At 47.5% G+C, this 23,441-nt stretch carries 21 protein-coding genes; 20 read left to right on the top strand and 1 reads right to left on the bottom strand.

The window, feature by feature from the left end:
• The first annotated feature begins 75 nt into the window (after positions 1-75).
• From C7R56_RS04660 to queA, 20 genes are all read left to right on the top strand, one after another.
• Positions 76-1,650 (top strand): ABC transporter ATP-binding protein, encoded by a 1,575-nt coding sequence (locus tag C7R56_RS04660; RefSeq protein WP_107995412.1) that lies wholly within the window; start codon positions 76-78, stop codon positions 1,648-1,650.
• Complete coding sequence (locus C7R56_RS04655; protein ID WP_107995411.1) at positions 1,643-2,716, top strand: ABC transporter permease; 1,074 nt, start codon at positions 1,643-1,645, stop codon at positions 2,714-2,716. The genes C7R56_RS04660 and C7R56_RS04655 overlap by 8 nt, the downstream gene beginning before the upstream one ends.
• 1 nt (position 2,717) lies before the next feature.
• Complete coding sequence (locus C7R56_RS04650) at positions 2,718-3,677, top strand: ABC transporter permease (RefSeq protein WP_086985205.1); 960 nt, start codon at positions 2,718-2,720, stop codon at positions 3,675-3,677.
• Between the two features lie 162 nt (positions 3,678-3,839).
• Positions 3,840-5,108 carry an EF-P 5-aminopentanol modification-associated protein YfmF gene (gene yfmF / locus C7R56_RS04645; protein WP_107995410.1) on the top strand — a complete coding sequence of 423 codons (1,269 nt, stop codon included), beginning with the start codon at positions 3,840-3,842 and terminating at the stop codon, positions 5,106-5,108.
• Positions 5,101-6,402, top strand: a complete 1,302-nt coding sequence (yfmH, locus tag C7R56_RS04640; protein WP_107995409.1) for an EF-P 5-aminopentanol modification-associated protein YfmH — start codon at positions 5,101-5,103, stop codon at positions 6,400-6,402. The genes yfmF and yfmH overlap by 8 nt, the downstream gene beginning before the upstream one ends.
• Positions 6,399-7,124 (top strand): elongation factor P 5-aminopentanone reductase, encoded by a 726-nt coding sequence (gene ymfI, locus C7R56_RS04635; RefSeq protein WP_107995408.1) that lies wholly within the window; start codon positions 6,399-6,401, stop codon positions 7,122-7,124. Before yfmH ends, ymfI begins: the two co-directional genes overlap by 4 nt.
• An 86-nt stretch (positions 7,125-7,210) precedes the next feature.
• Positions 7,211-8,086: a helix-turn-helix domain-containing protein gene (locus tag C7R56_RS04630; RefSeq protein WP_107995407.1), complete on the top strand. Its 876-nt coding sequence runs from the start codon at positions 7,211-7,213 to the stop codon at positions 8,084-8,086.
• Positions 8,087-8,115: 29 nt separating this feature from the next.
• Positions 8,116-8,694: a CDP-diacylglycerol--glycerol-3-phosphate 3-phosphatidyltransferase gene (gene pgsA, locus C7R56_RS04625; protein WP_107995406.1), complete on the top strand. Its 579-nt coding sequence runs from the start codon at positions 8,116-8,118 to the stop codon at positions 8,692-8,694.
• A 152-nt stretch (positions 8,695-8,846) separates the two neighbouring features.
• Complete coding sequence (locus tag C7R56_RS04620) at positions 8,847-10,100, top strand: competence/damage-inducible protein A (RefSeq protein ID WP_107995405.1); 1,254 nt, start codon at positions 8,847-8,849, stop codon at positions 10,098-10,100.
• A 108-nt stretch (positions 10,101-10,208) separates the two neighbouring features.
• Positions 10,209-11,279 (top strand): recombinase RecA, encoded by a 1,071-nt coding sequence (gene recA / locus C7R56_RS04615; RefSeq protein ID WP_107995404.1) that lies wholly within the window; start codon positions 10,209-10,211, stop codon positions 11,277-11,279.
• Positions 11,280-11,520: 241 nt separating this feature from the next.
• Positions 11,521-13,080 carry a ribonuclease Y gene (rny, locus tag C7R56_RS04610; protein WP_107995403.1) on the top strand — a complete coding sequence of 520 codons (1,560 nt, stop codon included), beginning with the start codon at positions 11,521-11,523 and terminating at the stop codon, positions 13,078-13,080.
• Between the two features lie 142 nt (positions 13,081-13,222).
• Entirely contained in the window at positions 13,223-14,029 is an 807-nt protein-coding gene (locus C7R56_RS04605) for a TIGR00282 family metallophosphoesterase (protein WP_107995402.1), read from the top strand.
• Positions 14,026-14,400 (top strand): YlbF family regulator, encoded by a 375-nt coding sequence (locus C7R56_RS04600; RefSeq protein WP_159072156.1) that lies wholly within the window; start codon positions 14,026-14,028, stop codon positions 14,398-14,400. The genes C7R56_RS04605 and C7R56_RS04600 overlap by 4 nt, the downstream gene beginning before the upstream one ends.
• Before the next feature lie 33 nt (positions 14,401-14,433).
• Positions 14,434-17,025: a DNA mismatch repair protein MutS gene (gene mutS, locus C7R56_RS04595; protein WP_107995400.1), complete on the top strand. Its 2,592-nt coding sequence runs from the start codon at positions 14,434-14,436 to the stop codon at positions 17,023-17,025.
• Positions 17,026-17,034: 9 nt separating this feature from the next.
• On the top strand, positions 17,035-19,065 hold the full coding sequence (mutL, locus tag C7R56_RS04590; protein ID WP_107995399.1) for a DNA mismatch repair endonuclease MutL: 2,031 nt from the start codon (positions 17,035-17,037) through the stop codon (positions 19,063-19,065).
• A 74-nt stretch (positions 19,066-19,139) separates the two neighbouring features.
• Complete coding sequence (locus C7R56_RS04585; protein WP_107995398.1) at positions 19,140-19,745, top strand: DUF937 domain-containing protein; 606 nt, start codon at positions 19,140-19,142, stop codon at positions 19,743-19,745.
• Positions 19,746-19,852: 107 nt separating this feature from the next.
• Complete coding sequence (gene msrB / locus C7R56_RS04580; protein ID WP_407701478.1) at positions 19,853-20,278, top strand: peptide-methionine (R)-S-oxide reductase MsrB; 426 nt, start codon at positions 19,853-19,855, stop codon at positions 20,276-20,278.
• Between the two features lie 169 nt (positions 20,279-20,447).
• Positions 20,448-21,059 (top strand): Holliday junction branch migration protein RuvA, encoded by a 612-nt coding sequence (ruvA, locus tag C7R56_RS04575; RefSeq protein ID WP_107995396.1) that lies wholly within the window; start codon positions 20,448-20,450, stop codon positions 21,057-21,059.
• A gap of 5 nt (positions 21,060-21,064) precedes the next feature.
• Entirely contained in the window at positions 21,065-22,078 is a 1,014-nt protein-coding gene (gene ruvB, locus C7R56_RS04570; RefSeq protein ID WP_107995395.1) for a Holliday junction branch migration DNA helicase RuvB, read from the top strand.
• A 16-nt stretch (positions 22,079-22,094) separates the two neighbouring features.
• Positions 22,095-23,123, top strand: coding sequence for a tRNA preQ1(34) S-adenosylmethionine ribosyltransferase-isomerase QueA (queA, locus tag C7R56_RS04565; RefSeq protein ID WP_107995394.1), 1,029 nt, complete (start codon positions 22,095-22,097; stop codon positions 23,121-23,123).
• A 75-nt stretch (positions 23,124-23,198) separates the two neighbouring features.
• Here the strand turns inward: queA and C7R56_RS04560 are convergent, their stop codons facing one another.
• Positions 23,199-23,378: a YjzD family protein gene (locus C7R56_RS04560; protein ID WP_068560596.1), complete on the bottom strand. Its 180-nt coding sequence runs from the start codon at positions 23,376-23,378 to the stop codon at positions 23,199-23,201.
• Between the last annotated feature and the right edge of the window lie 63 nt (positions 23,379-23,441).

Genomic DNA, 23,441 nt, shown 5'->3' with positions numbered 1-23,441 from the left:
TTATATTTTATAAGCGTGTCTCACTGCTGCATGAGGGAATGCATGCATTCAATTTTAGTAAGGGGTGGAATCAGCATGACAGAAGAAAATTATGTCATTGAAATGATTGGCGTAACAAAAGCTTTCGGCAATTATAAAGCGAATGATGATATTTTTCTCAGCTTGAAAAAAGGTGAAATTCACGCTTTGTTGGGTGAAAATGGCGCGGGTAAGTCGACTTTGATGAATATTCTCTCTGGTCTTTTGGAGCCTACAAGCGGAACCATCAAGGTCAAAGGGCAAGAGGTTAAAATCAGTTCCCCTGGTGTTGCCGATAAATTGGGGATTGGAATGGTGCACCAACATTTTATGCTGGTCAAGGACTTCACGGTTACGGAAAACATCATTTTAGGAAGTGAGCCGAGCAGACTCGGCGTTTTGAATAAAAAGGCAGCCGCTGATGTGATTGCAGATTTGTCCAATAAATATCGCTTGGCAGTCAATCCTTCCGCCAAAATCGAGGACATCACGGTCGGGATGCAACAAAGGGTCGAAATCCTGAAAACATTGTACCGCGGGGCGGACGTCCTCATTTTTGACGAACCAACGGCAGTGTTGACACCCCAAGAAATTGACGAATTGATGGCGATTATGAGGGAATTGACGAAAGAAGGCAAGTCAATCATCCTGATTACGCATAAACTGGATGAAATCAAAGCCGTAGCTGATCGTTGCACGGTAATCCGCAAAGGCAAGAGCATCGGCACCGTCGACGTGAAGCAGACCTCCCAGCAAGAGCTGGCCGATATGATGGTGGGGCGTTCCGTTCTGTTCCGCACAGTCAAAAAACCATCCCAACCGAACCAGGCTGTGTTGGAAGTTGAGGGATTGACGGTTAAAGAGAGCCGTGGTCTGGAAGCCGTGCGTAATTTGAGCCTAACGGTACGGGCCGGCGAAATCGTCGGAATCGCCGGGATCGATGGGAACGGCCAAAGTGAACTGATTCAAGCCATCACTGGCTTGCGGAAGGCCGAGAGCGGAACCGTCAAGCTGAACGGAGAAACCATCACCAACTTGGCTCCGCGCAAAATAACTGAGTCAGGCTTGGGACATATCCCCGAGGACCGACAAAAGTTCGGTCTGATCCTCCCGATGCGTTTGGACGAAAATATCGCGCTGCAGACTTATTATCAAGAACCTTACAGCAAAAATAGCTTCCTGAATGACAACGCCATCGAGAACCACGCGATTGAATTAATCAGAGAGTTTGATGTGCGGACGCAAAGCGAGAAGTCGACAGCGGGCTCGTTGTCCGGCGGAAATCAGCAAAAAGCAATCATCGCTCGTGAAGTTGATCGGAATCCTTCGTTATTGATCGCAGCCCAACCGACCCGAGGCTTGGATGTGGGAGCAATCGAATTTATCCATAAACGCTTGATCGAGCAAAGGGATAAAGACAAGGCAATCCTTCTGATGAGCTTCGAGTTGGATGAAATCTTGAATCTCTCCGATATCATCGCCGTGATGTTTGAAGGTGAGATTGTGGCCTACGTCAAGCCTGAGGAAACTTCTGAACAGGAACTGGGCTTACTGATGGCTGGTTCTTCTTTGGAAAAGGCTCGGGAAGAATTGGAAAAAAACAAGGAAGAGGAGGGAAGCCTTCATGAGTAATCAACAAGGAGCCACTCGCATCCAGGGGATTATCATCCCTTTACTTTCAGTCATATTAGGGCTGTTGATCGGCGCAATCGTCATGTGGTCTTTCGGTTACGATGCCGTCGCAGGTTATTCAGCAATGCTGAAGGGAGCATTCGGATCGCCATTTTACATAGGCGAATTACTGCGTGAAGCTACCCCTTTGATTCTGGTCGCATTAGGTTTTGCGGTAGCCAATACAGCCGGGTTCTTCAACATAGGTGTAGCGGGTCAAACTTTATTTGGCTGGCTGGCTTCCGTCAGTGTCGCCCAGATGCTGCCTGAATTGCCGAAAATCGTATTGTTGCCCTTATGCATTTTGGCGGGTGTTGCGGCCGGAGCTCTGTGGGCGGGTATCGCTGGAGTCTTACGTGCCTATTTCAATACAAGTGAAGTGATTGTCACCATTATGTTGAATCACACAGCCTTATACATCAACAACCACATCGTCAGGAATGTTTTGACGGATTCCGGGGACTCTACGGCCAGAATCACAGAAAATGCCAGTTTAAGGGTGCCCTTTTTATCGGAAGTGACACGCAATTCGACACTGCATGCCGGTATCTTCATTTCCCTCATCATGATTGCGGTAGTGTGGGTGCTGATGAAAAAAACAACATACGGTTTTGAATTCCGTTCTGTGGGATTGAATCCTGACGCAGCGGATTACGCAGGGATGAACGCCAAAAAGAACATCATTTTGGCCATGTTGATCAGCGGTGGGTTGGCCGGTTTGGGAGGTGCAATGGAAGGCTTGGGGAATTTCCAAAATATGTTTGTTCAAGGTGCGATGCCTGCAGTCGGATTCGATGGCATGGCAGTAGCCTTGTTGGGCATTGGGAGTCCTATAGGCATCCTGTTTGCTGCACTTCTGTTCAGTACGCTGAAAATTGGCGGAACGAGTATGCCGCTTATGTCAGGCGTACCGGTCGAAATCGTCGATATCGTGATTGCATCAATCATCTTCTTCGTTGGCGCGAGCTATATTATCCGACTTTTAATCAATAAACTGTCCAAAGTCAATAAAAAGGAGGTGGCGTGAGATGGACATGCTAGCGATTCTATCGATTATCGTATCCTCGGCTTTGATTTATTCTGCGCCGTTGATCTTCACAGGCCTTGGCGGAACATTCTCGGAACGGAGCGGTATCGTCAACGTGGGCTTGGAAGGAACAATGGTCATGGGAGCCTTCTCAGCAATAGTCTTTAATCTGAACTATGCCGACAATCTGGGCAAAATGACTCCTTGGGTGGCGTTGTTGGTGGCTGGGGCAGTCGGCATCTTCTTCTCGACTATCCATGCCGTTGCCACCATCAATCTAAGGGCGAACCATATCGTTTCCGGAACGGTCATCAATATGCTTGCCCCTGCGCTTGCGGTATTTTTGACTAAGGTTCTTTATGAAGGGAAAGGCCAGACCGCCTTCATCATCCAGAACTTCGGGAAAACCAGTTTCCCTATCTTGAAGGATATCCCGATCATCGGTGAGATATTTTTCACGAATACATCAGCTCCAGCCTATGCAGCAATCGCAACAGCGCTTGTCTGCTACTTCATCATCTTCAAGACGACTTTCGGTTTGCGACTGCGTTCAGTCGGGGAGCACCCGCAAGCGGCAGATACGTTGGGGATCAACGTCTACGTGATGCGGTACGCGGGCGTTTTGATTTCCGGCTTTTTAGGCGGTGTAGGCGGTGCTATCGTCTCTCAGTCGATCAGCTTGAATTTTTCCGGATCAACGATTGCCGGTCAAGGATTCATCGCCATGGCTGCCATGATTTTCGGTAAGTGGAATCCGATCGGAGTGATGGGCGCGGCAATTTTCTTCGGTTTCGCCCAGAGTTTGGGGGTCATCGGCAGCTATATTCCGGTCATCCAGAATATCCCTTCCGTCTACCTTCAAATTGCACCATACGTCATTACGATCATTGTGCTTGTAGGCTTTATCGGTAAATCGAGAGGCCCAGCCGCCAACGGTACAACTTACATCAAATCAAAGTAATCTCTGACAGTGAGAAGGGTTGGCTCAACACGAGTCAGCCTTTTCTTTTTGCGCTAGGCAGGGGAGCGGAGTGGACAAGGAATGGCTTAATTGAAAAAAAGCCGGAACTAGAGTATAGTTTTCCCTATCGACAAATAAAATAGCTTACAGGACGTGAAATGGATGGAATATAAATTAAAGCAAGGCGTTACGGCCTATATCGAGCCTTCCGACAAATACAAAACCGTATTGATCCAGTACAAATTCAGGACGAGTTTCGGCGGCAAAACTGCAACGGAACGTTCTTTAGTGAAGAACATGCTTGAAACGAACAGCAAACAGTATCCCAGCCAAAACGAGATGGATCTGAAAATGGCCAGCCTCTACGGTGCGACGCTGCATACGCAATCCCAACGTTTCGGCAAGCAGCATGTCGTGACGATGAGTCTATCCGTCGTCAATGATAAATTCATCGGAGGCGACGATACACTTCTTGAGGAGGCGTTCGCTTTTCTGGAAGAAATCATCTTCAGGCCCAATGCCGAAGACGGCAAGTTCCACGAGAAGACGTTTCTGAGGGAAAAGGAAAATCTGAACAATTATTTCGAATCTCTGATCGAAGACAAATCAGCCTATGCGCGCACGCGCTTGAACCAAGTACTGTTCGAGGGGACGGATCAAGCCTATCAAGGCATCGGTGATGCCGGTTTCCTCGAGGATATCACCTCAGGCAACCTGTTTGAATGCTATGAAGAGATGATCGGGTCGAATCAGCTTGATATACTCGTTTCAGGTGATGTAGCGCCGGAACGGATATTGAATATATTGGCTGCCCAGAAGCTTTCGGACAGGAAAGAAACCGAAAAGGAAGTATTCTATTTCCGCGCAAAGAACACGGAACCCGTCACTTCAAGCGAAGCCCAGGACATCAATCAAGGCAAGCTGTTTTTCGGTTTTTCTTCACCCGTCTATTACATGAATGACCATTATTTTGCCGGCTTGGTTTTTGATGGACTCTTTGGGGGCTTCCCTCATTCGAAACTCTTCCAGAATGTCCGTGAAAAAGAGAGTTTGGCTTACTCGGCTTCGAGCGGGTTGGACTTTCTGCGCGGAGTCATGACTGTCGGCACCGGCATCGAATTCGATAAGCGCGAGCAAGTCGAGAAGATCGTTTTGGAACAACTGCAGGATATGCAAGCGGGTGATTTCTCGGATGACTTGATCGCTCAAACAAAAAGTATGTTGATCAACCACTATAAACAAAATGATGATTATCAAGGCAGAAGCTTGGCGAAACAGTACCAGGATATCCTGATCATAGAAAACCCTCTTTCGCAGGAACAATGGATCGCCGGCTTGAATGCGGTGACGAAGGAACAGATCGTTGCAGTTGCGGAAAAAATGACTTTGCAGGCGATATTTTTCTTGAAAGGCGAGGCTACAGATGAATAAAGTACACTATGAGGCACTTAACGAAACAGTCTATACGGAAGTACTGGACAACGGATTGCAAGTAGTATTGATTCCAAAATATAAGTATTCAAAAACCTATGGCATCTTCACCACCGATTTCGGCTCGATCGACAACCAGTTTGTTCCGATAAACGGAGACAAGGAAATCAAAATTCCAGACGGCATCGCACATTTCCTTGAACATAAATTATTTGAAGGCGAAGACCATGATGCTTTTGAAGACTTTGCGAAATACGGTGCTTCAGCGAATGCTTTCACTTCCTTCACGCGGACAAGCTATCTCTTTTCAGCAACGGACAGCATCTCGGAAAACACGAACAGCCTGCTTGACTTCGTTCAAGACCCGCATTTCACGGCAGAAGGCACTGAAAAGGAAAAAGGGATCATCGCGCAAGAAATCCGCATGTATGAAGATAACCCGGGATGGCAACTCTTTTACGGGTTGCTGCGTAACCTTTATCCCGAACATCCGCTTTCCGTCGATATAGCCGGAACGGTGGACAGCATCCAAGCAATCTCGCCGGAATTGCTGCAAATCTGTTATGACACATTCTACCATCCGTCCAACATGAACTTATTGATGATCGGCAATTTCGTTCCCGAAGAAATGATGGAAACTATCAAACAAAACCAAGAAGACAAGACGTTTCTTCCGGCCAAACCGATCCAGCGCACTTTGCCGCCGGCCTCGATTCAGGACATCATTCCATACAAAGAAATCGAAATGGATGTGCAGCGCCCGAAAGTGATGATTGGTGTGAAAGGTTTGGATGCGGACGTGACCGGAAACCAAGCCGAAAAATACAAAATCTATGGATCGCTGTTGCTGGAATTGCTTTTCGGCCGGAGCTCCACGCATTTCATCGATCTCTATGACATTGGTTTGATCGATGACAGCTTTGGCTACTCCTTCAATCTGGATCGTTCCTTCCATTTTATGGCTATCGAATCGGATACGGAAGAACCGAAACTGCTGGAAGAAAAGCTGAAACAGATTCTGTTAGATTGGGAAACGGATGCAAATCTGACGAATGAGAAATTTGATTTGCTGAAGAAGAGCATGATCGGAGAACAATTGCAGGCTTTCAATTCCCTGGAATACATCGCAAATCACTACAGCACTTTGCTGTTTTCTGGTGCCGAACTTTTTGAAGTCGTTCCGTTGATCGAAGAAACCAGTCTGGAGGACATCCGTAAATTTGCCGAGGGGTATCTCAAAGAACAAAGCATGAGCACCTATGTGATCCTCCAGAAGGGAGCAAAACAGCAATGAAAGCTGCTTTGGTGACGGGGGCCTCCGGTGACATCGGGACCGCCATCGCAAGGGATTTAGCCCGCTCTGGCTGGTCGCTTTACCTGCATTACCATTCCAATCAAGAAAAAATCAATCTGCTGCTGGCAGAACTGCAATCGGCCTATCCCGAACAGGAATTTTATCCGATTTGTCTGGATTTTACCGATGAAGCGGGTGTTGCGACACTTGCTGACCATATTTTCTCACTCCAAGCGATTGTTTTTGCGCACGGCAAGACCGAATATGGCTTACTTCAGGATATGACGCCCTTGCAAATGGATGCCTTGTGGGAAATGCACGTCAAAATGCCTATCCTGATCATCCAAGCGCTACAGGACAAAATCGCCCGCTCACGCGAGGGCCGCATCATCTTCATCAGCTCTGTCTATGGGGAAGTCGGCAGCGGGCTCGAAGTGCTCTACAGTACCGTCAAAGGGGCGCAGATTGCCTTCGTGAAAGCCTACAGCAAGGAAGTAGCTTCACTGGGAGTAACAGTCAATGCCATTTGCCCAGGAGCAATCGATACGCAAATGAACGCTCATCTGGATAATGATGAAAAAGAGGCTCTTCTTGAGGAAATCCCTTTAGGGAGAATGGGGAAACCGGATGAAATCAGTTTCTGGGTATCCCAACTTCTGAAGGAAGACAGTCGCTATATGACGGGACAAGCTATTTATGTATCCGGTGGATGGCTCAGGTAAAACAGTATTGGAACTCCTGATGAAAGAATTTTATGGTATAATATCCATGGTAACTTCGGGATTTGCAAGTGAAGGCAGGTGAATAAATGGTTCAAATTGGGGAAATACTAAAAAGTGCCAGACTTTCCAAAGGATACACATTGGATGATCTGCAACAGATGACTAAAATACAGAAGCGGTATTTGATTGCGATAGAAGAAGGCGATTTTGAGATTATGCCGGGCAATTTCTATGTGCGTGCCTTCATCAAGCAGTATGCGGATATTGTGGGCTTGGATGGCGATCGCTTGTTGGGGGATCATGCAAGTGTGATCCCGGAAATACATGGGAGCAATCAAGTGGAAGAATCCGGTTCTTTTTCTCCCAGTCGCTCCGAGTCCAAAAGAGCTTCAAAAAAGACGAATTTTAATTATGGCGGCTCCGTCCAGAGTCAGTTGCCTACTTTTCTGTTGGCTGTGTCGGTAATTGCCATCGTACTTGTGGTCTGGAAGGCCACATTGAACGATGACGATGAGCAGGTTCAGATCGAAGTGGCATCGAACATCAGCCAAACAACTATGGCATCGCAAGCGACAGTTACCAGTGGCACAGATCAGATAGACAGTGCCGTTGTCGCAGAACAAACAGCGCAAGTGACCTTGGTCTCGTCTGCCGATGGTTATGCGGAATATGACGTCACCAGTTTGTCGTTACCATCAGAGTTGAAAATCTCGGCGGTGGCAGGAGGCAGTTCTTGGATCAGCGTAAGCGTGAACGGGATTGTCCAAGAACCTTCCGGGATCGTAGGTAGCGAAAATCCGTTGACGGTCACTCTGCCGTTGAACACAAGTGAAATCGAAGTGATAGTCGGCGTCATGCCGGCAACGATCATCGAACTGGATGGGACAGTTGTTGCGATGCCAGCCGATCATCAAGAGATTCAGACCCAAACCTTATCCTTTACCGTCAAAGGTGTGGAATAAGGCAGGGTACATTAAAGGAGTTGCAGAAGTTGAATTTACCTAATAAATTGACAGCGTTGCGGATTATGATGATTCCCTTGTTCATGATTATCACCTTGGTTCCTTTCGATTGGGGAACGCTTGAGGTTGCCCAATCAGAGATTGCCGTCAATCAACTGGTCGGAGCCATCATTTTTGCCATCGCCAGTTTTACGGATTGGTTGGATGGTTACATCGCCAGAAGGGACGGGTTGGTCACCAACTTCGGGAAATTTGCTGATCCCTTGGCGGACAAGATGCTTGTTGCCACCGCCTTGATCGTACTGGTCGGCCAAGGTCTGGCTCCGTCGTGGGTCGTCAGCATCATCATCAGCCGGGAGTTGGCAGTCACAGGCTTGCGCCTGTTGCTTGTGAAAGAAGGCGAAGTCATGGCAGCGGCGTGGCCAGGGAAAATCAAAACGGCGACGCAAATGGTAGCCATCATTTTGTTGTTCGTGGATAATTTTCCTTTTCAGGCAACCGGTATTCCGGTTGCGGACATCATGTTGTATCTTTGCTTAGTTTTCACCATCTACTCAGGGGTGGATTATTTCGTCAAGAATAAACATGTTTTTGTCGGATCCATGTAGTTTTTATAAATAAGAAGGGCTGGGTTGCATCAGGTTGCAACTCGAACAAAAGGAAACGCGATTCTTTTGTGCCCTTCTTTTTCTTTATCTTTTTTATGCAATTGGAGTTTTTGTTTTATTTGAGCGAATACTATGGATGTGAGGGATTAAATATGAATGCAGAAATCATTTCAGTCGGCACGGAATTGTTGATGGGGCAAATAGTGAATTCGGATGCGGCATTCATCGCCAAGGAACTGACAGGTTTGGGCATAGACTCGTATTTCCAGACGGTTGTCGGCGATAATCCGGGGAAAATAAAAGAAGTGATCAAAATAGCTGAATCACGAAGCGACCTGTTGATTTTCACAGGAGGGCTCGGACCCACCCGGGATGATTTGACCAAACAGACCGTGGCGGAGCACCTTGAGGAAGAGCTCGTCATGGATGAAGCAGGATTGACGCATATCCGGCAATGGTTTGAACGTTCGGGAAGGAACATGACGGGAAACAATGAGCTTCAAGCTTTAGTGTTCAGGAGCGGTATTGTTTTCCCGAACCCGATCGGACAAGCGCTCGGCACCTATACCGAAAAGGATGGGAAAGGTTATTTGCTGCTGCCGGGCCCGCCAAGAGAACTTGAGCAGATGTTTCTGCAATTTGTGAAGCCGTTCCTTTCCAGCAAGTATGAAGATCAGCAAGTCATCTCATCGAAGACGCTCCGCTTTTTCGGAATCGGCGAATCTACCTTGACCACGGTGTTGGATGAACTGATCCGCAATCAGACCAATCCAACGATCGCCCCATATGCCGGAAAATACGAAGTGACCTTGAGACTCACCGCAAACGCTGCAACAGAAGCGATCTGCGGTGAGCTATTGGATGAAAAAAGAGCGGAAATATTGGCGCTTGTCGGGGAATATCATTACGGTGACGGCGACGAGTCCAGCCTTGCCGAAGTTGTAGGCAAGAAATTGTTGATGGACAAAAAATCGATCTGTGCAGCTGAAAGCTTGACTGGAGGGCTTTTTCAAGCTGAGATTGTCAAGGTTCCCGGCATCAGCGAGGTGTTCGCGGGGGGCATCGTTTCTTACCAAGAAAGGGCTAAACAACAGGTACTCGGCGTTCCGGAAAACATTCTTGAGACATACGGAATGGTCAGCCCGGAGTGCGCGGTTGCGATGGCTGAGCGTGCGCGCAAACTGTTTGATACTGAGTTGGCTATTTCTTTCACAGGCGTTGCCGGGCCTGATCAACTGGAGAACAAGCCGGCCGGGACGGTATGGATTGCCTTAAGCCAAAAAAATGGACCGACAGCCGTCCAAGGCTTCCGATTCTCCCGTGATCGCCTCGGAAACAGGGAACAGGCAGTGATGCAGGGATTTGATATGATTCGGCGGAATTTGTCGGATTCTGGTTTTGAATAATTAAAAAACGAACATCTGTTCACTTTATTCTTGCTTTTTTGTCCGGAACAGGATAGTATTACGTTGTGGTGTTAATGCATGCAAATGAAAGCTTGGAGGAAATAATAGATGGCTAATTTAAATGAAAATAGACAAAAAGCCTTGGATGAGGCTCTGAAAAAGATAGAAAGAAATTTTGGTAAAGGTTCCGTTATGAAGCTTGGCGAAAAAGTGGACACACAAATATCCACTGTACCGAGTGGTTCGTTGGCTCTGGATGTTGCGTTGGGCGTAGGCGGCTATCCGAGAGGACGTATCATCGAAGTGTACGGTCCTGAATCTTCAGGTAAAACAACCGTTGCGCTCCATGCGATTGCTGAAGTGCAAAAGAAAGGCGGCGTTGCTGCCTTCATCGATGCTGAGCATGCTTTGGATCCAAAATATGCTGCAGCTTTGGGTGTGGATATCGATGAATTGTTGCTTTCCCAACCGGATACAGGCGAGCAAGGGCTGGAAATCGCTGACGCTTTGGTTTCATCCGGTGCCGTCGATATTGTGGTCATCGACTCGGTTGCTGCCTTGGTTCCGCGTGCTGAAATAGAAGGCGAAATGGGAGACTCTCACATGGGTCTGCAAGCGCGTCTGATGTCTCAAGCTTTACGGAAACTGTCCGGATCGATCAACAAAACAAAAACGATCGCAATCTTCATCAACCAAGTCCGTGAGAAAATCGGTATCATGTTCGGAAATCCGGAAACGACGCCAGGAGGAAGAGCGCTTAAATTTTACGCTACTATCCGTCTGGAAGTCAGAAGAGCTGAACAGATCAAGAGCGGAACAGAGATTATGGGTAACCGCACAAAAATCAAAGTGGTCAAAAATAAAGTTGCACCCCCATTCAGGACAGCTGAAGTGGACATCATGTACGGGGAAGGCATTTCCCAAGTCGGCGAAATCATCGATATGGCTTCAGAGAAGGATATCGTCAACAAGAGTGGCGCTTGGTATGCCTACAAAGGGGAACGCATCGGCCAAGGCCGCGAAAATGCAAAAAAATTCCTGACTGAGCATCCAGAGATGAGAGCTGAAATCGAGAAGCTTGTCCGTGATGAATATGGCATAGGCGATAAAAAAGTGGTAGAGGCAAAAACAAAAAGTAAAGACGAGCCGGTTGAATCGGTCGATCTGTTGGACGAGTAAACAATTTTTTTCAAGAGGCCGGGACCAAAATCCGGGCCTCTTTCTTTTTTCAAAATCGGAAAAAAGGGCAATATCGAAACAGGTTTAAATGTATTTTGGTTATGTTACCGTTTTATCGTTGACATGTCAGTATTCTACGTTTAGAATGAATTTATGTGTATCTCTTCATTCTGCACATTGTAAAACTAATTTTTATTCATTTTTTTTGACAACAAAATTAAATAGATACGGAGGTGAAACTATGGATATATGGACTTTAGCCTTCGCTATCATAGCTTTAATTTTTGGTGTCGTTGTCGGATATTTATATCGAAAATCGAATCACGAAAAAGAAATAGCTGGTGCCAAAAATACCGCTTCCCTAATTCTTGAAGATGCTCGTAAAGAAGCAGAAACAACAAAAAGAGAAGCTATGTTAGAGGCGAAGGATGAGAACCACAAATACCGCTCGGAAATAGAAGATGAATTGCGCGAACGACGCGGTGAGGTTCAAAAACAAGAAAATCGATTGATCCAAAGAGAAGAAAATTTGGATAGAAAAGATACCAGTCTTTCGAAACGTGAGCAATCTATCGAGTCAAAAGAGGATAATCTTGTCAAAAGACAAAACGCTTTAGTTTCTGAGGAAAATCGCATTCAAGCATTGGTGGAAGAGCAACAACATGAACTGGAAAGAATCGCTACCTTATCCCGTGAAGATGCAAGAAACATCATCATGAAGGAAACGGAAAATCAACTTTCGCATGAAATTGCGGTCATGATCAGAGAATCCGACCAAAAAGCGAAAGATGAAGCAGATCGTAATGCGAAAAACATTATCCTGCAGGCGATTCAAAGAAGTGCAGCCGATCTGGTTTCGGAAGCAACCGTTTCAGTTGTTACATTGCCTAACGATGACATGAAAGGCCGTATCATTGGCCGCGAAGGAAGAAACATTCGGACTTTGGAGACATTGACAGGTATTGACCTGATCATCGATGATACGCCAGAAGCTGTCGTGTTAAGTGGATTTGATCCTATCCGAAGAGAAATTGCGAAAATGGCTTTGGAGAAATTAATTCAAGATGGACGTATCCATCCTGCAAGAATTGAGGAAGCAGTTGAGAAAGCCCGTAAGGATATGGATGAACGCATAAGAGAAATCGGCGAACAAGCAACTTTTGAAGTTGGCATCCATTCTTTGCATCCTGATCTGATTAAAATTTTGGGACGTCTGCATTTCCGCACTAGTTATGGACAAAATGTCCTGAACCACAGCATCGAAGTCGCAAAACTTTGCGGCGTAATGGCTGGGGAACTAGGCGAAGACATCAATCTGGCCAAACGTGCAGGTCTGCTGCATGACATCGGAAAAGCTCTCGATCATGAAATAGAGGGTTCACACGTTGAAATCGGCGCAGAAATCGCCCAGAAATACAAAGAAAATCCGGTTGTCATCAATGCAATTGCTTCACATCATGGTGATGTTGAAGCAAACTCAATCATATCAGTATTGGTCGCATCTGCTGACGCTTTATCTGCTGCTCGTCCGGGCGCAAGAAGTGAATCTCTGGAAAACTACATTCGTCGTTTGGAGAAACTGGAAGGAATTGCGAACAGTTTTGAAGGCGTAGCAAGCAGTTTTGCTATCCAAGCAGGAAGAGAGATCCGCGTCATGGTCAAGCCAGACCAACTTGACGATTCTCAAGCTATTCGTGTAGCTCGTGAGATTAGAAAGAAAATCGAAGAAGAACTAGATTATCCGGGACACATCAAGGTTACGGTTATACGCGAAACAAGAGTAATTGAATATGCCAAATAATGAAATACCAAACGGGACATGCTTTTGTCCCGTTTTTTGCTTTTTATGGATATCCCAGTTGATGGGCAAGGGTGCAACGGCTTATCTAAACAGATAAAATATGTTACTATAAAAAGACTAGAATTTAGAGAAGAGGCTGAAGATGAAAGTATTATTTATTGGGGATGTCGTAGGTTCAATCGGCAGACAGATGCTGCAGGATACACTCCCACAACTGAAGAAACATTACCGTCCGCAAGTGACTATCGTGAACGGGGAGAATGCGGCTGGCGGCAGAGGCATAACGGAAAAAATTTACAAAGAATTTTTGCAGACCGGTGTTGATGTCATCACCATGGGGAACCATACGTGGGATAACCGTGACATATTCGAATTCATCGGAACAGCCAATAAAATGATCCGTCCGGCTAATTTCCCGGAAGGGACTCCCGGCATCGGCTTTACGATCATAAAAGTGAACCAACTGAAATTGGCTGTGGTGAACCTGCACGGACGTGTCTTCATGAACAGTCTGGATGACCCTTTCCGCAAAGCGGATGAAATCCTGGAGCAGGTACGGAAAGAAACGAATTGCATCTTTGTCGATTTCCATGCCGAAACGACCAGCGAAAAACAAGCGATGGGCTGGTATTTGGATGGGCGCGTTTCTGCTGTGGTCGGTACGCATACGCATGTGCAGACAAATGATGCGCGTATCTTGCCGGACGGGACAGGCTATTTGACGGATGCCGGAATGACCGGGGCTTACGACAGCATTTTAGGCGTCGAAAAAGAAATCATCATCCAAAAATTTCTGACGCAAATGCCGATTCGGCATGAAGTGCCCGAAAAAGGCAGGAAATTGCTTTCCGGGTGCTATATTGAAATCAATGATCAGACCGGTAAGTGCGTAAAAATCGAGAACATCGTGATTAATGAAGATCGCCCATTTGGAGGGGAATTCTATTGACCCAAGAACTGCCTATCGAAGGCCCGGCAGAAGCAGAATTGAACAGCCTGATCGAAATTTTGAAAAAAAATGAAGTGATCGTCCACTATCAAGAGGCCGAAGAAAACACAAAAGACAATCGGGCGCTGGAACAATTGGTTGAAACCATCAAAAGCAAGCAGAAAGAAGCCGCGGCTTTTGAACATTATGCTAAGCCGGCAGCGGCAGAAAAAACAGCCACTGAATTAGCGGAGCTGAACAAGCAATTGAAGGACAGCATAGCTGTCCAACAATACCGCGAAGCTTTATGGGATGCCAACGAACTATTGGAAAATGTCATCAGCATCATCCAACGCGGCGTCGATGACGCTATCGAAAAAGATAAAGCATGAGGATTGAAGAGATATATTAATTGAGGTGAAAGAATGCCACAGAAGACTAAAAACACGCCCATGATGGAGCAATACTTATCCATAAAAGAACAGTATCCGGATGCGTTTTTGTTCTACCGCTTGGGCGATTTCTATGAATTGTTCCATGATGATGCCATGAAGGCCGCAAAATTACTGGAAATCACGCTGACAAGCCGCAATAAAAATGCCGATGAACCGATTCCCATGTGCGGGGTTCCTTATCATGCGGCGGCGGAATACATCCGCAGACTCGTGGAAATGGGGCACAAAGTCGCCGTTTGCGAACAGATGGAAGATGCCAAACTGACAAAAGGCATGGTACGGCGGGAAGTCGTGCGGGTCATTACGCCCGGGACATTCCTGAATGAGAACGGCAGCGAAAGCAAGACGAATAATTACTTAGCCAGCGTCATCAAAAACGAAGCAGGCGGTTATGGGCTGGGATATGTCGATATCGGAACGGGGGAACTGAAAGTCACCCTTCTGACCAATGAAGACGCCGTATTCAATGAGCTCCAGACATTGCCGTTCAAAGAGATCGTCCTGGACACAAAAACAGCCGAAGAGCTTGAAGAGAAGTTGGAAAAACACTTCGGTATCCTGGTTTCCATCCAGGCGAAGCTGATTCCGGAAACGGACTTCCACGATCTGGTTGCGGAATTGCCGCAACAGTCGGAAAAAGATGTGCTTGTCCTGTTATTGAGCTATCTTTCGGATACCCAAAAGCGCAGCCTGTCCCACCTCCAAAAAGCCGTCGCCTATCAAACGGACGCTTTCCTGAAGATGGATACCTATGCGCGGCGCAACCTCGAGCTGGCCGCATCCATCCGGACGCAGCAGAAGAAAGGCAGCCTGTTGTGGACGCTGGATGAAACCAAAACGGCTATGGGCGGACGAATGCTAAAACAATGGCTGGAAAAGCCGTTGATCAACCTGAGCGACATACTCAAAAGACAACGGAAAGTAGAGTCGCTAGTCAATCACTACTTTGAACGAATGGACATCAATGACGCCTTGACATCGGTGTATGATCTGGAACGTTTGGTCGCCCGAGTGTCATTGGGCAATATCAACGGCCGAGATCTGATCCAGCTGAAAACCTCGTTGCAGCAGATTCCAGGATTGGTCCAAGCCATCGCTGCAATCGATGAACCGGATGTTTGGCAGGCTGTCATCGACAAATTGGAAGCTTACCCAGAAGTCATCGAACTGATTGAGCGGGCGATTACGGATAATCCGCCAATCCAGATCACGGAAGGCAATATTATCCGCGACGGCTACCATGAACAATTGGATCGCTACCGCGATGCGATGAACAACGGGAAACTTTGGATAGCGATGCTGCAAAAAGAGGAAAGAGAAAAAACCGGCATCAAAACGCTGAAAATCGGCTACAACCGTATTTTTGGCTATTACATAGAGGTGACGAAGGCGAACCTTGCGGCGCTGCCTGAAGGCACGTATGAGCGCAAACAGACGCTCGCCAATGCAGAACGTTTCGTCACGCCTGCATTGAAGGAGAAAGAAACGCTTATTTTGGAGGCGGAAGAAAAGTCTGTCGAATTGGAGCATGAGCTGTTCGTAGCACTGCGGGAAGAGATAAAAGGATACAGCCGACAGTTGCAGGCACTGGCCAAACTGGTCGCAGAAATCGATGTACTTCAATCGTTCGCCCACGTCAGCGAAGCCTATCATTTTTCCAAGCCGGAATTGAGCAACAGCGACCGGAACCTGTCCATCAAAGAAGGCCGGCATCCGGTTGTGGAACGTGTCATCGGCAAAGATAAATTTGTGCCCAACAGTATTTCCATGGATAAGGACAATCATATCTTGCTCATTACCGGACCGAATATGTCAGGTAAGAGCACCTACATGCGTCAGGTTGCGCTGATTGTCATCCTGGCCCAAATGGGTTGTTTTGTGCCGGCCGAAAAGGCCCATTTACCTATCTTTGACCAAATATTTACCCGCATAGGTGCGGCGGATGACCTCTATTCCGGGCAGAGCACATTCATGGTCGAAATGGTCGAAACGAACCAAGCGCTTCGATTCGCGACCGATAAGAGTCTGATTTTATTCGACGAAATCGGCAGAGGGACTGCCACGTATGACGGCATGGCCTTGGCGGAAGCGATTCTGCGTTACATCGATCGCACCATCAAAGGCAAAACGCTATTTTCGACGCATTACCATGAATTGACCCAACTTGAAGCCGATTTGGCGGGGACAAAGAATGTTCATGTCGGGGCAATTGAAAAAGACGGAGAATTGGTGTTTCTGCATAAACTGATGCAGGGACCAGCAGACAAAAGTTATGGCCTACATGTAGCCAAGCTGGCTGGTATGCCGAATGATTTGATTTCAGAGGCGCAAGTCATCCTCAATTCATTGAATGAACAGCACATGCTGCATTCAGGATCGGACGTGCCTGTTCCGGATGATACGATCGAACAATTGGCGCTGTTCCAAGAGAGCGCGATGCATCCGAACGAGAAGCACATTCTCGATGAATTGTCGGAATTGGCTCTGGAGGATTGCACACCGATGCAAGCCATGCTGATGATAGACAGTTGGAAAAAATTGCTGAAATCGCAAAAAAAGTAGGTGAGAACGATGGCCAAAATCAGGGAGCTTTCCCAAATATTGACAAACCAAATCGCTGCCGGGGAAGTGATCGAACGCCCGGCGTCGGTCGTTAAGGAATTGGTGGAGAATGCGATCGATGCCAACAGTACGCAGATCGATGTTTTCATCGAAGAGGCAGGATTAAAAAAGGTGCAGGTCACCGACAATGGCGACGGCATCGCGGCGGACGAGGTGAAACTTGCCTTTACGCGGCACGCGACCAGCAAAATCTATACGCAGGATGATCTTTTCCGCATCCACTCGCTGGGATTTCGGGGTGAAGCTTTGCCCAGTATCGCTTCGGTTGCCAAAGTTTCGATCGAAACGGCTGTCGCCGATCAAAGCGGCACTTACTTGTCCATAAGGGGCGGTGTCATCGGAGAGGAAAGGCCCAACAAATCGCGTAAAGGAACCACGATCATCGTTGAAGACCTGTTTTACAACACACCAGCCCGTTTGAAATACATCCGGTCCCTCCAGGCTGAGTTGTCGAACATCACAGACATCATGAACCGGATCGCCTTGAGTCATCCGGAAATCGCTTTCCGTTTGCATCATGAGGGGAACCAACTCTTGCATACGGCAGGCAATGGCGATCTGCGCCAGACCATCGCGGGCGTCTATGGGACTATGACGGCCAAGAAGATGAAATTGATCGAGGGCGAAAATCTGGACTTCAAAGTGAAGGGCTACATCAGCTTGCCGGACACGACGCGGGCAAGCCGCAACTATATAACCTTGATACTGAACGGGCGTTTCATAAAAAATTACGCTTTGAATAAAGCCATCATCGATGGCTATGGTTCCAAGTTGATGGTCGGAAGGTATCCGCTCGCTGTCATTGTGATGGATGCGGATTCCCTGCTGTTGGATGTGAACGTCCACCCTTCAAAAAAAGAAGTCAGGATCAGCAAAGAAAAAGAGCTCGGGGAATTGATCCAAAACGCAATCGCTGCTGTTTTGCGGACCGAAGAACGCATCCCGAGCGGCATCGAAAATCTGAAATTCAAACGTCAGAGTCCTGTTGAATCGGTCCGGACCGAGCAATTGAGCGTCTCTTTCCGGTCATTCGACCAAGAGTTCGTGCAAGAAACGGAAACGAAGCTGCCGGCGACAAGTGAAAATGAGGATTTCCGCTCTTTGGAGACATCATGGGACAACGCGCCGCTTCAAAAGGAAAATGACGAATCCATAAAGTCCTTTACAGATTCTGCAGAAGCTGAAACTCGTGAAGAACAGCCACTTTCAAGTGAAGAACAAGAAACTTACGTTGTGCCGTTCAGTGACCAGCCAAAGCTGGACCGCACCGAACCGAGCGCACCTTATCTATTTTCCGAGCCAAAAAATCCGGCTGCCCATGAAGAACCAATCATGAAAACCGTTCAGAAAGTCGAAGCCGAGACGGAGAAGGGACCGGTGAGCAAGCGGCCGTTCCCAGATTTGCACTTTTTTGGCCAGATGCACGGCACTTACCTGTTCGCGCAGAACGAAAATGGCCTTTATATCATCGATCAGCACGCTGCCCAAGAACGCATCAAATATGAATATTACCGCGAGGAGATAGGCAAGGTTTCTACCGACCTCCAAGGTTTGTTGATACCGATCATGTTGGATTATCCGGTGAATGAATTTCATCTGATCCAGGAAAGCCGCGAGGTATTGGAAGAAATGGGCCTGTTCCTGGAACCGTTCGGCCAAAACAGTTTTATCGTCGAAAAACATCCTGCCTGGTTTACACCGGGTGAGGAGGAAGAAATTTTGAAGGAACTGGTGGAGATGTTTTTGACTGAAGGAGATATCTCCATCAAGAAACTTCGCGAAGCCACTGCCATCATGATGAGCTGCAAGCGCTCGATCAAGGCGAATCATTTCATCAGCGACAATGAAGCACGACAATTATTGATTGATCTTGCAAAAACGGATAACCCATACAATTGTCCGCACGGCCGGCCGGTGCTGATCCAATTCTCCAATCAGGATATGGAGAAGATGTTCAAACGGATTCAGGACCCGCACTAAAAGCGTATCATTTCTTATTTCTGCTTATTTATTGTAAAATCAGGATAGTTAAATAAGAGATAGGAGTGGAAAAAATGGTGCAAATCAATGATATTTCCGAAATGATGGGGGAACTGAACAAAGAAAGTTCGATCCAGGCTCTGGGCAGCAAAACGGGCGTTGATGCAAGCATTTTGCCGAAATTGGCTGTTGTGGCAATTCCCTTGATCCTTCGGGCATTAAGCAAAAACGCAGAGTCAAAATCCGGAAAAGATTCCTTATCAAATGCATTGGAAAAACACAAAGGTCAGACGAAAGACGTATCCTCTATCGAAGATGTTGTCAAGAAAGCCGATACGGATGATGGCGATAAAATATTGGATCATGCCTTTGGGGATAAGGATAAAGTCGTGGATCAGATTGCTGCCCAAACAGGCATCAGCAAATCCGAAGTTTCCAAGGTTTTGGCTTCCATGGCGCCGATGATCCTGGGCATGCTGGCTGACAAAAAGGATGCTGATGGATTGGATTCCGACGGTGTTGCTAAACAGACCGACATCTTCTCCAAACAAGCTGAGGAAGCAGCCACGAAAAATTTCGACATCACCGATCTCTTCCCTAAACAATCCGGAACAACAACGCCAGCTGCAACCGGCGGATTGGGAGGCATTCTGGGAAGCATTTTGGGGAATCTATTCTAATCCAAACCTGTTGAAGTACGTGCGAAGCAGAACAAGACTTTTTTGTTCTGCTTTTTTGTATTTTTTGATATACTGGAGCAATGAAAAGAAAGGGGTCTGATATGACGATGGACAATAAAGAGGAACAATTGAAGCGCTTGACGCCTTTACAATATGAAGTGACCCAGAACGAAGCTACGGAAAGACCTTTTTCCGGCGAATATGATGATTTTTATGAAAAAGGGATCTATGTGGATGTCGTGAGCGGCGAGCCTTTATTCAGTTCTGCCGACAAGTATGATGCCGGCTGCGGTTGGCCTTCTTTTGCAAAACCGATTTCTACTCTGAAGGAGCTGGAAGACCGAAAATTGATGCGCAAACGTACAGAAGTCCGCAGCGCTCAAGCTGATTCCCACCTGGGGCATGTTTTTGAGGATGGCCCTGCAGAATTGGGCGGACTGCGCTATTGCATCAATTCAGCAGCGATGCGCTTTGTTCCTTATAATCAATTGGATGCAGAAGGGTACTCTGAATATAAACAATTATTCGAATAGGCAGCAAAGACACGTCCCATGGCTACCGGTCCTGGGACTTTTTTTAGCTCATACAGACCAAACGAATGTTCCCGCATATAAGATGGCCGAGTGGCTGTCATTTCCGTTCCGTTTTATGTTATGATAGAAAATGAATGACAATCAGGAAATGAAGAGTAGGAGTCAGATGATGTACGAATACATAAAAGGTAAATTAGTCTATGTGGGGCCGCTTTATGTGGTTCTGGAGAACGGTGGCATCGGCTACCAATTGCAGGTGGCGAATCCTTTCCGGTTCTCCGGAAGCCTGAACCAAGAGATAACGTTTTACATCTATCAGGCAGTCCGCGAGGATGCAATCACACTTTTTGGTTTCAAGGATTATACGGAAAAGCAGTTGTACTTGAAACTGATCAGCGTCTCCGGAATCGGACCGAAGAGTGGCTTGTCCATATTGGCGAGCGATGATCATCTGGGGCTGATTCAAGCGATCGAAACGGATAATGTGGGTTATTTGGTGAAATTCCCGGGTGTAGGCAAAAAGACAGCCTCGCAGATCATCTTGGACTTGAAAGGCAAACTCGGCGAATTGCTCCCCGATACGTATTGGATGGAAGAGCATCCGGTCCATGAAACTGCTGGCGCACAGTCGGCTGTGTTGACGGAAGCTTTGGAGGCTTTGGCCGGTTTAGGATATTCGGACCGTGAAGTGAAGAAAATACTGCCGCTGTTGGAAAAAGAAAACTATTCCAGCGCCGAAGAAGTGCTTCGTACGGCATTCAAGCTACTTTTAAAAGGGTGATATAGATGACAGCTGAAAACAGAATCGTTTCCGGGAATACGGAAGACCTAACAGAAGATTTGATCGAAAAAACATTGCGGCCGCAAATGATGGCGCAATACATCGGCCAAGACAAAGTGAAAAATGAACTGAAAGTGTACATCCAGGCCGCGAAAGCGCGTAGTGAAGCCTTGGATCATGTGTTGTTGTACGGGCCGCCCGGGTTGGGTAAAACGACACTGGCGATGGTCATCGCCAACGAATTGGATGTCCGCATCCACAGCACGAGCGGGCCCGCAATCGAACGGCCGGGCGACCTGATGGTATTGCTCAATGAGCTGGAAGCGGGGGATGTCCTCTTCATCGATGAAATCCATCGCTTGCCGCGGATCGTGGAGGAAGTGCTGTACTCTGCCATGGAGGATTATTATGTGGACATCATCATCGGGCAAGGGCCGACAGCCCATCCGGTCCACTTTACCTTGCCGCCGTTCACGCTGGTTGGTGCCACGACCAAAGCCGGCAGTCTTTCGGCTCCCTTGCGTGACCGGTTCGGGATCGTTTCGCGGATGGAATATTACAGCCTCGAGGATCTCCGACAGATCGTCCATCGCTCTTCGGATGTTTTGTCAACGAAAATCGATGAGTCAGGCGCTGTCGAAATCGCCTTGAGATCCAGAGGCACCCCGCGTGTTGCCAACAGGCTGCTCCGCCGTGTGCGCGATTTCGCCCAAGTCTATCGCGACGGCCTGATCACGAAGGAAATCGCCGACAAGGCTTTGTCCATTTTGAGCGTGGACAACAAAGGCCTTGATGACTTGGATCGGCAAATATTGACGACGATGATCCGGTTCTATAACGGCGGCCCCGTCGGTCTTTCGACGATAGCCGCCAACATCGGCGAAGAAATGGAAACGATAGAGGACATGTACGAACCCTATCTGCTCCAATTGGGCTTCCTGCAGCGCACCCCGCGCGGCAGGGTAGCGACCCCTATGGCCTATGACCATTTGGGGATCACGTATGATACAGAAAAATAAGTGAGGTATTTTATCAATGAGGACAAGTGATTTTGATTTTAATTTACCGGAAGAGTTGATTGCGCAGACACCGCTGCTGGATCGTTCGTCATCCCGGCTTCTTGCCCTGGACTCCAAGACTGGAGAAATCACGGACAAACATTTCACCGACATGGTGGAGGAACTTCAAGAAGGCGATGCGCTGGTGCTGAACAATACACGTGTGCTGCCTGCACGACTGCATGGCGTCAAACCGGACACGGGCGGGCATATCGAAGTCCTGCTTTTGAACAATATCCAAGGGGATGAGTGGGAGACCCTCGTCAAACCAGGCAAACGGGTCAAAGTCGGGACAGTCATCTCTTTCGGGGATGGACGCTTGACGGCCGAAGTGACCCAATCGTTGGATCACGGTGGCCGCATTTTGGATTTCAAATATGACGGCGTATTTTTGGAAATACTGGAATCGCTGGGCGAAATGCCGTTGCCGCCATACATCAAGGAGACGCTGGACGATCAGGAACGTTATCAGACGGTTTACGCCAAAGAAGTCGGCTCCGCAGCGGCACCGACAGCAGGGCTCCATTTCACGTCCGAACTGCTTGAGGAAGTAGCCAATAAAGGCGTCAAGATCGTCTATCTGACATTGCATGTGGGCTTGGGGACTTTCCGCCCGGTATCGGTCGATGACATCGCCAGCCACGAAATGCATTCGGAATTCTACCAACTGACGGACGAGGCAGCGCAAACGCTGAATGAGGTCCGTTCCAACGGAGGCAAAATAGTGGCTGTGGGCACGACTTCCGTGCGGACACTGGAAACGATCGGCACGAAATTTGATGGGGAAATCAAGGCGGATAGCGGATGGACCAAAATTTTCATTTCGCCCGGCTATTCATTCAAGGTTGTCCAAGGCATCATCACCAATTTCCATCTGCCGAAATCGACCTTGGTCATGCTGGTCAGTGCTTTTGCCGGCAGAGACAACGTCTTGTCTGCTTACGAGCACGCAGTCAAAGAAAAGTACCGATTCTTCAGTTTCGGCGATGCTATGTTCATCAAATAAATGGAAAAAACCTTCAGGAAATTTATCCCTGAAGGTTTTTTCGTTTTCTCTGCCGTGTCTAAAGCGAACTATCGGTTATTTATGGGAGGCCGTCTTCGGCATCAACGCAGAAACAAGAACTACGATCAGCGCGGTAAAGATACCCGTCATGGTTGCGATCATAAAGTCATAGCTGCCGCCGGATAAGGCGCTGCCCAGATAAACAGATACTTGCCCTAAGATAAATCCCCAAAAAATGATTGCAATATATTTCATGTCGTTTACACCTCTTCTCGAAATTCATTTTATCACTTTTTTTGGAGATGACAAGCATTACTT

This window comes from Trichococcus paludicola (assembly GCF_003052295.1).
Classification (GTDB): Bacteria; Bacillota; Bacilli; order Lactobacillales; family Aerococcaceae; genus Trichococcus; species Trichococcus paludicola.
Note: the sequence above shows the minus strand (reverse complement) of the source record. Positions and strands in the feature narration are given on the sequence as shown.

What these genes read in the sequence shown, in the direction of transcription:
- C7R56_RS04660 (WP_107995412.1), top strand. Translation starts at nt 76, where the DNA reads ATGACAGAAGAAAATTATGTCATTGAAATGATTGGCGTAACAAAAGCT.
- C7R56_RS04655 (WP_107995411.1), top strand. Translation starts at nt 1,643, where the DNA reads ATGAGTAATCAACAAGGAGCCACTCGCATCCAGGGGATTATCATCCCT.
- C7R56_RS04650 (WP_086985205.1), top strand. Translation starts at nt 2,718, where the DNA reads ATGGACATGCTAGCGATTCTATCGATTATCGTATCCTCGGCTTTGATT.
- yfmF (WP_107995410.1), top strand. Translation starts at nt 3,840, where the DNA reads ATGGAATATAAATTAAAGCAAGGCGTTACGGCCTATATCGAGCCTTCC.
- yfmH (WP_107995409.1), top strand. Translation starts at nt 5,101, where the DNA reads ATGAATAAAGTACACTATGAGGCACTTAACGAAACAGTCTATACGGAA.
- ymfI (WP_107995408.1), top strand. Translation starts at nt 6,399, where the DNA reads ATGAAAGCTGCTTTGGTGACGGGGGCCTCCGGTGACATCGGGACCGCC.
- C7R56_RS04630 (WP_107995407.1), top strand. Translation starts at nt 7,211, where the DNA reads ATGGTTCAAATTGGGGAAATACTAAAAAGTGCCAGACTTTCCAAAGGA.
- C7R56_RS04620 (WP_107995405.1), top strand. Translation starts at nt 8,847, where the DNA reads ATGAATGCAGAAATCATTTCAGTCGGCACGGAATTGTTGATGGGGCAA.
- recA (WP_107995404.1), top strand. Translation starts at nt 10,209, where the DNA reads ATGGCTAATTTAAATGAAAATAGACAAAAAGCCTTGGATGAGGCTCTG.
- rny (WP_107995403.1), top strand. Translation starts at nt 11,521, where the DNA reads ATGGATATATGGACTTTAGCCTTCGCTATCATAGCTTTAATTTTTGGT.
- C7R56_RS04605 (WP_107995402.1), top strand. Translation starts at nt 13,223, where the DNA reads ATGAAAGTATTATTTATTGGGGATGTCGTAGGTTCAATCGGCAGACAG.
- mutS (WP_107995400.1), top strand. Translation starts at nt 14,434, where the DNA reads ATGCCACAGAAGACTAAAAACACGCCCATGATGGAGCAATACTTATCC.
- mutL (WP_107995399.1), top strand. Translation starts at nt 17,035, where the DNA reads ATGGCCAAAATCAGGGAGCTTTCCCAAATATTGACAAACCAAATCGCT.
- C7R56_RS04585 (WP_107995398.1), top strand. Translation starts at nt 19,140, where the DNA reads ATGGTGCAAATCAATGATATTTCCGAAATGATGGGGGAACTGAACAAA.
- msrB (WP_407701478.1), top strand. Translation starts at nt 19,853, where the DNA reads ATGGACAATAAAGAGGAACAATTGAAGCGCTTGACGCCTTTACAATAT.
- ruvA (WP_107995396.1), top strand. Translation starts at nt 20,448, where the DNA reads ATGTACGAATACATAAAAGGTAAATTAGTCTATGTGGGGCCGCTTTAT.
- ruvB (WP_107995395.1), top strand. Translation starts at nt 21,065, where the DNA reads ATGACAGCTGAAAACAGAATCGTTTCCGGGAATACGGAAGACCTAACA.
- queA (WP_107995394.1), top strand. Translation starts at nt 22,095, where the DNA reads ATGAGGACAAGTGATTTTGATTTTAATTTACCGGAAGAGTTGATTGCG.
- C7R56_RS04560 (WP_068560596.1), bottom strand. Translation starts at nt 23,378, where the DNA reads ATGAAATATATTGCAATCATTTTTTGGGGATTTATCTTAGGGCAAGTA.